Source organism: Sphingobium aromaticiconvertens (assembly GCF_037154075.1).
GTDB classification, from domain to species: Bacteria; Pseudomonadota; Alphaproteobacteria; order Sphingomonadales; family Sphingomonadaceae; genus Sphingobium; species Sphingobium aromaticiconvertens.
This window is the reverse complement of record NZ_JBANRJ010000002.1, coordinates 63523-75727: the sequence shown is the minus strand read 5'-3', so window position 1 is coordinate 75727 and position 12205 is coordinate 63523. Positions and strand designations below refer to the sequence as shown.

Here is a 12205-nt window from a genome sequence, read left to right as displayed (position 1 = left end):
GTAACATTCGCAGGAGAAGACCATGACCTCTGAGGAAGAGAGTGCTGCCGCTCCAGCAGCAGGCAGCTTTGACGAGCACAACCTGACGCAGACAGTCCTGCAGAGTGTCGCGGGCGCAAAGGATCCAAGGGTCAAGCAGATCAGCGAAGCCCTGATCCGGCATCTGCACGCATTTATCCGTGAAATTGAGCCTACTGAAGCGGAGTGGGGCGCGGCGATTGAGTTTCTCACCAAGACCGGTCACATGTGTACCGATACCCGGCAGGAGTTCATCCTGTTGTCGGATGTGCTTGGTGTTTCGATGCTGGTGGACGCGATTAACCACCGGCTGCCGGGTCGGGCGACAGAGACCACCGTGTTCGGCCCGTTCTATGTCGAGCCGCCCAGCTTCGAGGATGGTGCTGACATGCGCGGCTATCTCGAAGGTGTGCCGCTATACCTTTCCGGCACCGTTCGCAATGAAGCGGGGGAACCGATCGTCGGCGCCAAGGTCGATATCTGGCATTCGAACGACGAAGGTTATTACGACCTGCAGAAGCTGGAGGAACGTTCGGAGCTCGCCGGGCGGGGGCGCTTCCTCAGCCAATCGGACGGCAGCTTCCGTGCGTGGACGGTGAGGCCAGCGGCCTATCCCATCCCTAATGATGGTCCGGTCGGCAAGATGCTGGATGCCCAGGGGCGTCATCCCTTTCGCCCTGAGCATGTCCACTACATGATCACGGCACCGGGTTATCGCAGGTTGGTGACACACCTCTTTGCGCAGGGCGACAAATACCTTACGTCGGATGTTGTTTTCGGCGTCAAGTCATCGCTCATCCGCAACTATGAACCTCGCGAAGGTGGAACTGCGCCGGACGGCAAGGCGATGGACGGTAAGTGGCTAGAGCTTCATCACGACTTTGTACTGGCGCACGTTGCATGAGCAAAAAGATCTACTCGAATCCCGGCGCAGCGCTGGAAGGCCTGCTTTTTGACGGTATGACCATCATGTCTGGTGGGTTCGGACTGTCGGGAAACCCGGAGAGCCTCATTCCGGAAATCAGAGCATCGAGGGCAAATAACCTCACGGTGATTTCCAACAATGCCGGGGCCGATGGCTTCGGCCTATGGATGCTCTTGGAGACGCGCCAGATACGGAAGATGATTTCGTCCTACGTCGGCGAGAACAAACTGTTCGAGCAGCAATACCTGTCGGGCGAACTGGAACTCGAGCTCAATCCGCAAGGCACGCTTGCCGAGCGGATTCGCGCCGGCGGTGCAGGAATACCGGCGTTCTACACCCGGACCGGGGTCGGGACTGTGGTCGCCGAGGGCAAGCCGGTGGAACAGTTTGATGATGAGGACTATGTCCGCGAAACCTGGCTGCGGGCCGATCTGGCGATTATCAAGGCTTGGCGCGCCGATCCGGCGGGTAACCTGATGTTCCGCAAAACTGCGCGCAATTTCAACCCCAACATGGCGACCGCAGCCAAGGTCACAGTAGTCGAAGTCGAAGAAATCGTTGAGCCAGGCACGTTCGATCCCGATTGCATCCATACGCCCGGTATCTACGTAGACCGCATCGTCGTTTCGACGATCAACGAAAAGCGGATCGAAAAAATGACTACTCGCCCTCGGGAGACTGTTTGATGCCTTGGACGCGTGAAGAAATGGCGGCCAGGGCTGCGCAGGAACTCAAGAGCGGTTACTACGTCAACCTTGGCATAGGCATCCCGACCCTGGTGGCAAATTACATTCGCGAAGGGATGGACGTAACCTTGCAGTCGGAAAACGGCATGCTCGGCATGGGACCGTTCCCTTACGAAGGCGAGGCCGATCCCGACCTCATCAACGCGGGCAAGCAGACGATCACGGCCTTGCCGACGTCGAGTTTCTTTTCATCGGCCGATAGTTTCGCAATGATCCGCGGCGGGCATATTGACCTGACCGTCCTGGGGGCGATGGAAGTCGCGGCAAATGGCGATATCGCCAACTGGACCATTCCTGGGAAGATGGTGAAGGGCATGGGCGGGGCTATGGACCTCGTCGCGGGGGTCAAACGCATTGTCGTGATAATGGAACACACCAGCAAACATGGCGACCCGAAGATTCTGACAAAGTGTACGCTGCCGCTTACCGGTCGCGGTGTTGTCGATCTCATCATCACCGATCTTGCCGTGCTTGCCTGCGACAAAAAGGCTGGCGGCCTGACGCTGGTCGAGCTGGCGCCAGGCGTGATCATCGCAGAGGTGCTCGCCAAAACCGGCGCTCCTGTCGACACTACCCAGGTCAAGTGCGGCCTGGTTGCATGACAGAGGCGTTTATTTGCGATGCCGTCCGTACACCCATCGGGCGCTTCGGCGGCGCGCTCTCGTCAATCCGGCCTGACGACCTCGCGGCTGTGCCGCTCGCTGCGCTCAAGGCTCGTAACCCGGCGCTGGACTGGTCCCGCGTCGATGATGTGTTGTTCGGCTGTGCCAACCAGGCTGGCGAAGACAACCGGAACGTGGCGCGAATGGCCGTGCTGCTGGCAGGGCTGCCGGTGGCGGTCCCCGGAACCACAGTGAACCGCCTGTGCGGTTCGGGCTTGGACGCTGTCGGTCTGGCGGCCCGCTCCATCCGCGCAGGGGACGCGGACCTGATGCTGGCCGGCGGCGTGGAAAGCATGAGCCGCGCCCCCTTTGTCATGGGCAAGGCCGATGCACCATTTTCCCGGAGCCAAAAGATCGAGGATACGACAATCGGCTGGCGTCTCGTCAACCCGGCCATGGAGTCTGCCTACGGCGTCGACTCGATGCCCGAAACCGGTGAGAACGTGGCAAAGGAATGGGGCATCAGCCGCGAGGCGCAAGACGCTTTCGCACTGGCAAGCCAGGCGAAGGCGGCGGTGGCGCAAGTCAATGGAAGACTCGCCGCTGAGATCGTTGCGGTGCGCATACCGCAGAGAAAGGACGATTTCATCGTGATTGATCGCGATGAGCACCCCCGACATGACACGACGATCGAATCGTTGATGCGATTGAAGCCGATCGTGCACCCAGATGGCACCGTAACCGCGGGCAACTCATCTGGCGTCAATGATGGTGCTGCAGCCATGCTGATTGCGTCCGAGGCCGCTGCGGTGGCAAACGGCCTTACACCAAGAGCCCGTGTGGTTGCCATGTCAGCAGCCGGCGTCGCACCGCGGGTAATGGGTATCGGGCCGGTCAATGCGGCTCGCAAAGTGCTTAGCCGGGCGGGTTTGGGCCTCGATAATATCGACGTTATCGAACTCAACGAAGCCTTTGCCTCACAAGCGCTCGCGGTGCTGCGTGATCTTAAAATTCAACCATACGATCAGCGCGTTAATCCAAATGGGGGAGCAATAGCTCTCGGTCACCCATTGGGGATGTCTGGAGTGCGGCTTGCGTTGACCGCAGTTGAGGAACTGCACCGCACTGGTGGTCGTTATGCGCTCGCGTTCATGTGCGTAGGAGTTGGGCAAGGTATCGCAATGCTGCTGGAGCGTGTTTAAGGTCCGGCTTGAGGAGGTCGCCTTCAAGGCGTCTGAACCAGTGACCAGCTGACGCTGGTAGGATCATTGCGAGAGGCTGAAGTGAGCCGCCCTGAGACTGCCGGAGGCCCCAACTCCTGAGAGGAAGGGATGACATAAGGGTTACCCAACGCCTTCGGGATTTGTCAGGGACCAACCCCACCACCTCAGTTTTTCCGGACCTTCGGCAACCACGAAATCAAAGCACTTGCGGGCGGCTTCATGCGCTAGCTGAGGAGGCACGCCCAGTCCGCGAAATACCGCTTCGGTAATCTGTACGATATAATCGCTTCCGACACTGCCTGAACAGATCCGCTTGATCGCCTCGATTTTCGTGCCGATTAGCAAGTCGAGCGCGGATGTTTGATCGGCAGATGAAAAAATACCGGTTTTTATACCTTGCCTAATGTCACCTTCCATTAATTGGACGAGCCGATTTCCCGTGTCCTGCAGGGCCATGTAGGCATGAAAAGTTCCCCATTCATGATCAAAGAACGCACGAGCAAGATAGAGCTGAAGGCCCGTTCCGGTTCGATAGAGAGGGTCTTCAAACTGATCGTACACCGAAAGGGAAGAATCGACCATTTCACCTGAAGTTTTGCTGGATATTTGCACTATTGCTTCGTCAAGAGAAGAGAAATACTTATAGAATGTGCCTCGCGATACACCAGCATGCACAATTACATCGTCAATTACGAGCTGAATCGAATTCACTCTCTTGACGTAAACTGCCATGACTGAATCCAGCAAAATTGCTTTGGTCCGTTCTCTCTTGCGGCGAGCAAACGTTGTGCGGTGATCTTCTTTTGATTTTGCGCCACATGCGGGCTGGGAAGGGGTCGCCGTCTGGTCCATCGCTATCTATTCCTGTGGATCGGCGTGCAAAAAGGACCCCCGTGGCGGGGTGATCGGCGTCCAAAAGGGCCCCCTCATTTCGATGGTTTAGGCGGCGGCCTGGGTATTTCCAGGCGGCGAGATCGGGATGTTGGTGGTGGAGACGGTGGTACGGATTCGGCGTGAGTACGCCGGTGGCAAGCCGATCAAGGAGATCGCGCGCGATCTGCGGCTATCGCGCAAGGTAATCCGCAAGGCGATCCGGGCGCCTGAAGGCGCGTTCGACTATCATCGGTCGGTGCAGCCGCGGCCGCGGATTGGACCTTATCAGGCGCGTCTCGATACGCTGCTGGCCGAGAACGAGGTGCGCCCGCGGCGTGACCGGCTACGGATGACGCGCATCCATGATCTGTTGCTGCGCGAAGGCTTTGAAGGGTCGTACGATGCGGTCCGGCGCTACGCCACGCGCTGGGCCGAGGCGCGGCGCAAAGACCCCGGCGCTGGCGTGGCGGCGTTTATCCCGCTGCTGTTCAAGCAGGGCGAGGCGTACCAGTTCGACTGGAGCCATGAAGACGTGGAGATCGCGGGCAAGCCGATGCGCGTGAAGGTCGCCCATGTGCGGCTGTGTGCGTCGCGCGCGGTCTACGTCCGGGCGTATCCGCGCGAGACGCAGGAGATGGGCGCCCACATCAACGTGGCGCCGGGCGCGGATAGCGGCGTCACGGGAGAGCTTGGCATGGCACTGCCGGTGTGAGGGCGGTGTTTCCGGCTGTTGATGGCGAGGACCACCATCGCCGAGCGCAACTATCCCATGGCTGCTCGTCGTTCGTGGAAGATCAGGCGGTCTATGTTGTAGGCGAGGTTGGCGAGGGTGATCTTCGTCTCGGCGCGTGCGATGCCGATGGTGCGGATGAACAGCGCCATCTGATCCTTCTGGCGGGCGAACACATGCTCGATGCGGGCACGGACGGTAGACTTGGCAGCGTTGGCGCGCGCAGTGCGTGCCGACATCGGCTTGCCCTTGGGCTTCTTGCGGTGGACGCGGCTGACCCGGCCGACCGACTTCAGCCAGGCCTCGTTGGACCGGCTGCGGTACGCGGTGTCCGCCCACACGTCGGAGGCGGTGTTGTCGTTGGTCACCACGTCGCGCAGCATGCGGCCGTCGAAGCGGGCGCCATCGGTGACCTTGCCCCGGCGGATGAAGCCATAGCGTCGGCAGATCGCGATGCTGCTCTTGTAGCCGAAGCTCGGGATGGCGATGTCGATCCCCGGCTTGCCGCCGAGCAGCGGCCGACCCTTAGCGAACTTCAGAGTCCAGCGCGCGTCGACATCCTTCTGCGCCGCCTTGGCCGGCTGGTCCGGCCAGATCTGGGTTGCGCTCTTGCCCGCCTTGATCGCTTCCTTCTCGGCCGCGGTGTTGCGCTGCTTGGGCGCCGCCACCAGGGTCGCGTCCACGATCTGCCCTCCCATGGGCAGATAGCCGCGGTCGCGCAGTTGCCGGTCGAAGGCGGCGAACAGCGCGTCGATCGCACCGGCGCGGGTCAGCTTCTCGCGGAACAGCCGGATCGTGTTCTCGTCGGGCGTGACCGCGCCCAGGTCGAAGCCCAGGAACCGTAACCAGCTCAGCCGATCGCGGATCAGGAACTCCATGCGCGCGTCGCTCACCGTGTTCTGCGCCGCCAGGATCAGCACCTTGAACATCGCCACCGGATCGTAGGGTGGCCGACCACCCTTGGCGCCGTCGCCGTACGCCAGCGCCCTCTCCAGCGCCGGGCGGAACACCTCGAAGTCCACCACCCGGCTCATCGTCTCCAGCGGATCCCCGCAGTCCGACAACCGCTTCAGCTGATCCGACAAACCGAACAATCCTGCCTGACGCATCCGCCGCCTCCCTGTCACGCGCAGTGAATCATCTCCGGCCCGATCACGCCAGGGTTATTGGGGGTGCCCAGATGGTGTTCGACGCGCATGCGCGCGGCTTCGCCTTCTTCGGAGGGGTGCCGCTGCGCGGCATCTACGACAACATGAAGACCGCGGTGACGACCGTGTTCGTCGGCAAGGAGCGCGTGTTTGTCAATGGGCACCGAAGTTTCCGCAGAAGTGGGCGCTTAAAATTCCCTACCTCGTTGGCTGGGTTCGGACGGTGATCAGCCGTAATCGGGATCGGGATTGGCTTTCTTTGGTGGTCGTCCGCGGCGCTTACCTTGGGGTGGATTGAACGCGACGCCGGCGCGGACGTTTTCGGGGACGAGCGCGGCGTGCTCACGCATGCGATAACTGGAACCTTCGATCTGGATGACCACGGCATGGTGCAGCAGCCTGTCGAGCAGCGCGGTGGCAACGACGGGATCGCCGAACACTTCGCCCCATTCGGCGAAGCCGCGATTGGAGGTGAGGATCATGGCGCCCTTTTCGTAGCGGGCGTTGACGAGCTGGAAGAACAGGTTCGCACCACCCGGTGTGACCGGCAGGTATCCGATCTCGTCGACAACCAGCAGCGATGCCCTGGCGAGGAAGCGGATCTTCTCCCGGAGCGTGCCTTCGCGTTCGGCCTTGGTGAGTTGGGCGATGAGGTCGGCGAGCGGGATGAAGTAGACCGCCTTGCCGGCGCGCACGGCCTCGACCGCGAGTGCGGTGGCAATGTGGCTTTTGCCGGTGCCGGGCGGTCCCAGCAGGTGGACGACCTCGGCGCGCTCTATGAAGTCGAGGCCGGCGAGCGCGAGGATGCGGTTCCTGTCGAGCGAGGGCTGGAACGAGAAGTCGTAGCCCGCCAGGGTCTTCACCACAGGCAGGCGCGCCATGCGCAGAGCGGCCTTGATCCGCCGGTTCTCGCGCAGCGACAGCTCCTCGCCCAGCAGCTCGTCGAGCGCTTCGATGCCGTCGATCTGGCCCTGTTCGATACGGCGCAGGGTCGCATCGAGGATCTCGAGCGCCCGGGGCATCTTGAGGCTGACGAGGCTCCGGCGGATGGAGTCGACACGGGTGGATGGGGCAATGGCATTCATGGCCGCCCCTCCCCTTCGACTGCCGGCCTGCGGCAGGCGCTCAGGACAGGCTTCGCCAGGCTCGCGCCGATCGCCTCGTAGACGGTCAGCGAGCGCAACGGCACATGGTCGCCGATCCGGCCGAGCATCGTCATGGGCCGATCCGGTGTTCGCGGTTGCGGCCGCCCGGTGCGGTGGCGCCGGTCGATGCGATATTGCCGGCGTCCCTCGAGCACGGGGTGCTCGGCAACGACGATGCCGCGGTCGATGATGCGGACCAGGTCCGGCAACTGCTCTATCTCAACGATCCGGCGCGTCCTGTCGGGTACGCTGTAATAGTTGCCGCCGACCGCCACGAGCCCGTCATGGCTGACCCGCCGCTCGAGCTTCAGGACGGCGTTGAAGCGATGCTCTGGCAGCCGCTGCAGCTCTTCCTGCTCCTCGGCGAAGGCCTCGGCCACCACCCGTTGGGTCGTCCCGTGCACGCGTACGTTGGCGACGGTGTCGAGCCAGTCGATGAGCTGGGCGTTGAGGTCCTCCATGTTGCGGAAGGATCGGCCCAGGAAGAAGTCCTCGCGGATATAGCGGAACGGGCGCTCGACCTTGCCCTTCGTTTTGGCGCGATATGGCCGGCACGCTCTGGGCTGGAAGCGATAATGCTGCGCCAGCGCCAGCAGCGAGCGATTGTAGACGATGTGTCCCTGGTCATCCTCGCCGGTGACCGCGGTCTTCATCCGGTCGTAGAGGATCTCGATGGGCACGCCATCCAGCGCCTCGAAGGCCTGCATATGGCAGCGCAGCAGCGTCTGCAGGTCCTGGTGCAGCACATAGCGGGCAAAGATGAAGCGCGAGTAGCCCAGCACCAGGCTGAACAGCCAGACGATCCGCACGACACCCGGCTCGTCGGCGAACTCGACGACAAAGCGCGCGAAGTCGACTTGGCCCTGCACGCCGGCCTTGGTCTCGAAGCGAACCTCGTAGGGCTTGGGATCATGTTCGGGCCGGATCGCAGCAAGGTAGCGCTTCACTGCCGTGTAGGCGCCCATGTAGCCCATCTCCCTGATCTCACGGGTCAGTCGCGAGGCCGTCAGGTCGGGGAATGCCGCGACACGTTCACGAAGGAACTCCATGTAGGGCGCGATCTTGCTCGGCCGGCCCGTCACACGCGGGCCATAGACCGGCACCTCGACGCCGCGTTCAATGTATTTGCGAACTGTCTTGGGATCGCGGCCTGTTCGGCGCGCAATCGCCGTCACCGACAAGCCCTGCCGGTGCAACTCCAGTATCATCATGGCTTCTCCAAGTCGGATCATCGGCGACGCCTCCCATGGGGAGGTCATCGCGCCGATTTTGGCGTTGCCCAATGCGCCGGGGTTAACCCCGGCGCATTGGGCAACCACGTCCAACAATCAGGGAATTTTCAAAGCCCACATCTGCGGAGAATTACACGCCCACTGACACGTGTTCAACCGTCGCTTCCTGGTGATGGCGGACCACTATATGATCGAGCCAACCGCGTGCTCGCCGGCGGCCGGCTGGGAGAAGGGTCAGGTCGAGCACCAGGTGCAGACGATACGGGGGCGCTTCTTCAAGCCCAGGCTGCGGTTCGCCAGTCTGGAGGAGCTGAACGGCTGGCTGGAGGCCGAGTGCCTGCGCTGGGCAGCGATGCATGCGCACCCCGAGCACAAGGAGATGACGGTCGCGCAGGCGCTGGAGTTGGAACGGCCTGCGCTACAGCCGATGCTCGCACCGTTCGACGGCTTCCATGAGACGCAGCACGCGGTCAGCGGGACCTGCCTGATCAGCTTCGACCGGAACCGCTACTCGGTTGCCGCCAAGGCCGTGCGTCGTGCAGTCCAGGTCCGCGCCTATGCCGACCGGATCGTCGTACGGATGGGCAACGAGGTCATCGCCGATCATCGCCGCTTCTTGGGGGGCATAAAAAAGCTGGGGGTGACGGTGCTGATCCGGTAGCTTTAGGAGCATGTCGAAACCGGCTCCGCTTGTCGCTTACCGTCTGAAGGTCGGCCTCCGGGATATATCGCCGATGATTTGGCGACGCTTGCTGGTTCGCAGCGATCTGACGCTTTTTGGTCTGCACCGGGTAATCCAGATCGCGTTTGGTTGGGAAGATTATCATCTCCATGCTTTCAAGGTGCATGGGCGCCGTTTCGGCACGCAAAGGACGGGTGAGCGTCACCACCTTGTCGAGGACGGGAAAATTCTGAGGGAACTGACACTTGCCGACCTGTCGCTGCGAGTGCGGCAACGCATGATGTACGAATACGACTTCGGCGATTTCTGGGAGCACGAGATCCGCGTCGAAGCGCGTGAACAACCGAGCGCAGACAAGCCCTGGCCGGTCTGCACCGATGGTGCTCGCGCCGGTCCGCCTGAGGATATCGGCGGACCGGGTGGATATGAGCGATTGCTCGAACGTCTCGATGAATTGCGCTTCGATCAGGGAAATGGCCTGGATGACTTTCTGGATGAAAACGATACCAGCGACGGCGAGGAAGATGACGGCGAAGAGTGGACGCCAGCTGACCGCGCCGGGTTCGACGGTCCAGATGATCCGCTGCTGCGCTACGATCCAGATTCCATCGATCGCCGCGCCATCAATCTCGCGTTGAAGGCTGAGTTTGTCGGCAAGGACCGGCCAATGTCTGTGGACTGATGCTCAGGCAAGCTCGGCTTGAGCGCGTCTGTCATCGCGTACCCGCATGATCGTCTGCCGGCTTGTCGAGAACGCCTTGCTGAGCGCGGACACGGTTTCGCCGCTTTCAAGGCGGCGCTCGACCTCGGCGCGCTCGTCTGTTGTAAGGCTCGCAGGCCGTCCGATGGCCTTGCCCTCCGCCCGCGCGCGGCGTAGCCCGGCCTGGGTGCGTTCGATCAGCAGGTCGCGCTCGAATTCGGCGACCGCGTTGATAACGCCCATCGTGAGCTTGCCTGTCGACGAGGTGAGATCGACGCCGCCCAGCGCCAGGCAGTGGACGCGAACGCCCATGCGATCGAGATCGGCGACGGTGCTCGCCACATCCATCGCGTTGCGGCCGAGCCGGTCGAGCTTGGTGACGACGAGGACGTCGCCATCCTCTAGCCGGTCAAGCAACCGGGCAAAACCCTTGCGTTCTTTCGCCGCAACCGACCCGGAGATGGTTTCGGCGACGATCCGCCGCGGCTGCGCTGCAAAGCCAGCGGCCTCAATCTCGTGCAACTGGTTGTCGGTCGTCTGGTCGACGGTCGAAACGCGCAGATAGGCAAAGGTGCGTGACATGGATCCGGCCTCGATTGTCCGGAAGGGGTGTCCAGTAAAATTGGTGTGTCCGCAAGATGGTAAGGCTATTTTATGGACAGGGTTAGCTGTAGGTGACCGTAACCGGTCGGTTTCGGACGGCGGCACCGATGTGCCGGCCAATGAGTTCCCTTCTTCATGGAGGAATGAGCTCATGCGCTTCACCATCACCCTCACCGCAGCAACGGACGACAGGCCAACCAGCGGCATATCCATCGCCGTCATCGAACGCGACGACGACACGCTTACGATCGATGATCTCGGTCTCAGGATCGCGGAGAGCAAGCGACTGCTGGCCGCGCTGCAGCTCGCTGTGGTTCAGACCCAGGCGCTCGACTGGTGTCGCCGCCAGCGCGCTTGTCCGTGCTGCGGATCAGCAAGGCAAATCAAGGATCATCGTTCGATCATGGTGCGCACGCCGTTCGGAAAGATCGCCGTGCCAAGTACCAGGTTCCGGCGATGTACATGTAAACCCACAGCGGGTATCGCGGCGCCGATCGTGGCGGCGCTGCCCGAACGCGTCACGCCGGACCTTCTCGAGCTAGAGGCGCGCTGGGCTTCGCTCGCGTCCTACGGCATCACCGCGGAACGCCTTGCCGACGTCCTTCCGATCGGTGACGCGATCAACGCGACGACGATCCGGCAGGACACCCTACGCGTCGCGGAGCGTTTGGAAGCCGAGCTTGGCACCGAGCGACGCTGTTTCATCGAAGGCTGCGAGGCGGACTGGACCGATGGTCCGCTGCCAGGACCGCCTGTCACTGTCGGGATCGATGGAGGCTATGTACGATCATGGTACGATCGGCCGAACAATTTCGAGGTGATCGTGGGTAAGTCCGTCGTCGATCCGGGCGAGGATGGCGAAATTAGCGAGCCAACGCGCCGGTTCGGCTTCGTGGTCGGACATGACGACAGGCCGCGTCGTCGCCTTCATGAATTGCTGCTGGAGCAAGGCGTCGGGATGGACCGTGAGATCACCTTCATGTCCGATGGTGGCAGGAACGTCCGCAATCTTCAATGGGACATGCGGCCGAACGCCGAGCATGTCCTCGACTATTTCCACATCGCCATGCGGGTGACGGTCATGCAGCAGATCGCGCGCGGATTGCCGCCCCCATCCGAGACGGATAAAGACGTGGCCGTCGCCACTCTCGAGCGAGTTCGGCACTTCCTCTGGCACGGCAACTGGCGCCGTGCTCTCGACCTAATCGGCGACGTCGAGACCAGAATGCTTGGTGCGACAGATCCGGATGTCACCGACGAGCCGATGAGCCACCCACAGGTCTCGCCGCAAGCTCGCAATCTCCTCAAGCATTTGCGGGAGTTCGAAAGCTATATCAGCGCCAATGCCAGCATGATCCCGAACTATGGCGAGCGACGACGATATGGCGAAGCAGTCTCGACCGCCTTCGTGGAATCGACCGTCAACCAGGTCGTCGCAAAGCGCTTCGCAAAGAAGCAACAGATGCAGTGGACGCCCAGAGGGGTGCATCTGCTTGTGCAACTCCGCGTCCGTACCCTTGATGGCACGTTGGCCAATGACTTTCAGAGGTGGAGGGACGAACGGAAGGCGGCATGACC

Annotated in this window: 12 protein-coding genes and 2 pseudogenes; 9 read left to right on the top strand and 5 right to left on the bottom strand. The window is 61.8% G+C overall.

From position 1 onward, the window contains the following. The first annotated feature begins 22 nt into the window (after window positions 1–22). The 4 genes from WFR25_RS24980 to pcaF are packed head-to-tail and all read left to right on the top strand — an operon-like array spanning window position 23 to window position 3493. Entirely contained in the window at window positions 23–922 is a 900-nt protein-coding gene (locus WFR25_RS24980) for an intradiol ring-cleavage dioxygenase (RefSeq protein WP_011950850.1), read from the top strand. After that, window positions 919–1629: a CoA transferase subunit A gene (locus WFR25_RS24975; protein WP_011950851.1), complete on the top strand. Its 711-nt coding sequence runs from the start codon at window positions 919–921 to the stop codon at window positions 1627–1629. The genes WFR25_RS24980 and WFR25_RS24975 overlap by 4 nt, the downstream gene beginning before the upstream one ends. Further along, entirely contained in the window at window positions 1629–2291 is a 663-nt protein-coding gene (locus WFR25_RS24970; protein WP_011950852.1) for a 3-oxoacid CoA-transferase subunit B, read from the top strand. The genes WFR25_RS24975 and WFR25_RS24970 overlap by 1 nt, the downstream gene beginning before the upstream one ends. Further along, entirely contained in the window at window positions 2288–3493 is a 1206-nt protein-coding gene (gene pcaF, locus WFR25_RS24965) for a 3-oxoadipyl-CoA thiolase (protein ID WP_011950853.1), read from the top strand. Before WFR25_RS24970 ends, pcaF begins: the two co-directional genes overlap by 4 nt. Before the next feature lie 141 nt (window positions 3494–3634). Here pcaF and WFR25_RS24960 read toward each other — a convergent pair whose 3' ends face one another. Next, the gene (locus WFR25_RS24960) at window positions 3635–4366 is read right to left on the bottom strand and encodes a TetR/AcrR family transcriptional regulator (RefSeq protein ID WP_336975083.1); all 732 of its coding nucleotides are present in this window, start codon (window positions 4364–4366) and stop codon (window positions 3635–3637) included. 127 nt (window positions 4367–4493) lie between these two features. On the opposite strand from WFR25_RS24960, the pseudogene WFR25_RS24955 reads away from it, so the two are divergent. Further along, window positions 4494–5024, top strand: a pseudogene (locus WFR25_RS24955) (IS21 family transposase); the annotation flags it as partial. Between the two features lie 125 nt (window positions 5025–5149). Here the strand turns inward: WFR25_RS24955 and WFR25_RS24950 are convergent. Beyond that, a complete protein-coding gene (locus WFR25_RS24950) occupies window positions 5150–6226 on the bottom strand; it encodes an IS5/IS1182 family transposase (protein WP_011950657.1) in 1077 nt (358 codons plus the stop codon). 71 nt (window positions 6227–6297) lie between these two features. On the opposite strand from WFR25_RS24950, the gene WFR25_RS24945 reads away from it, so the two are divergent. Then, window positions 6298–6492 (top strand): hypothetical protein, encoded by a 195-nt coding sequence (locus WFR25_RS24945; RefSeq protein WP_011950658.1) that lies wholly within the window; start codon window positions 6298–6300, stop codon window positions 6490–6492. On the opposite strand, the gene istB is transcribed toward WFR25_RS24945, so the two are convergent. Both istB and istA read right to left on the bottom strand, forming a co-directional pair. Then, entirely contained in the window at window positions 6493–7350 is an 858-nt protein-coding gene (istB, locus tag WFR25_RS24940; RefSeq protein WP_011950659.1) for an IS21-like element helper ATPase IstB, read from the bottom strand. Further along, window positions 7347–8642 (bottom strand): IS21 family transposase, encoded by a 1296-nt coding sequence (gene istA, locus WFR25_RS24935; protein WP_011950660.1) that lies wholly within the window; start codon window positions 8640–8642, stop codon window positions 7347–7349. Before istA ends, istB begins: the two co-directional genes overlap by 4 nt. Window positions 8643–8790: 148 nt before the next feature. Between istA and WFR25_RS24930 the strand changes: the two are divergent. Next, window positions 8791–9264: pseudogene (locus tag WFR25_RS24930) on the top strand (Mu transposase domain-containing protein); the annotation flags it as partial. Window positions 9265–9313: 49 nt separating this feature from the next. After that, window positions 9314–10006 carry a plasmid pRiA4b ORF-3 family protein gene (locus tag WFR25_RS24925; protein WP_066969391.1) on the top strand — a complete coding sequence of 231 codons (693 nt, stop codon included), beginning with the start codon at window positions 9314–9316 and terminating at the stop codon, window positions 10004–10006. A gap of 3 nt (window positions 10007–10009) precedes the next feature. Here WFR25_RS24925 and WFR25_RS24920 read toward each other — a convergent pair whose 3' ends face one another. After that, entirely contained in the window at window positions 10010–10606 is a 597-nt protein-coding gene (locus tag WFR25_RS24920; RefSeq protein WP_061772305.1) for a recombinase family protein, read from the bottom strand. Between the two features lie 172 nt (window positions 10607–10778). On the opposite strand from WFR25_RS24920, the gene WFR25_RS24915 reads away from it, so the two are divergent. Next, window positions 10779–12203: an ISKra4 family transposase gene (locus tag WFR25_RS24915; RefSeq protein WP_066488601.1), complete on the top strand. Its 1425-nt coding sequence runs from the start codon at window positions 10779–10781 to the stop codon at window positions 12201–12203. The last annotated feature ends 2 nt before the right edge of the window (window positions 12204–12205 follow it).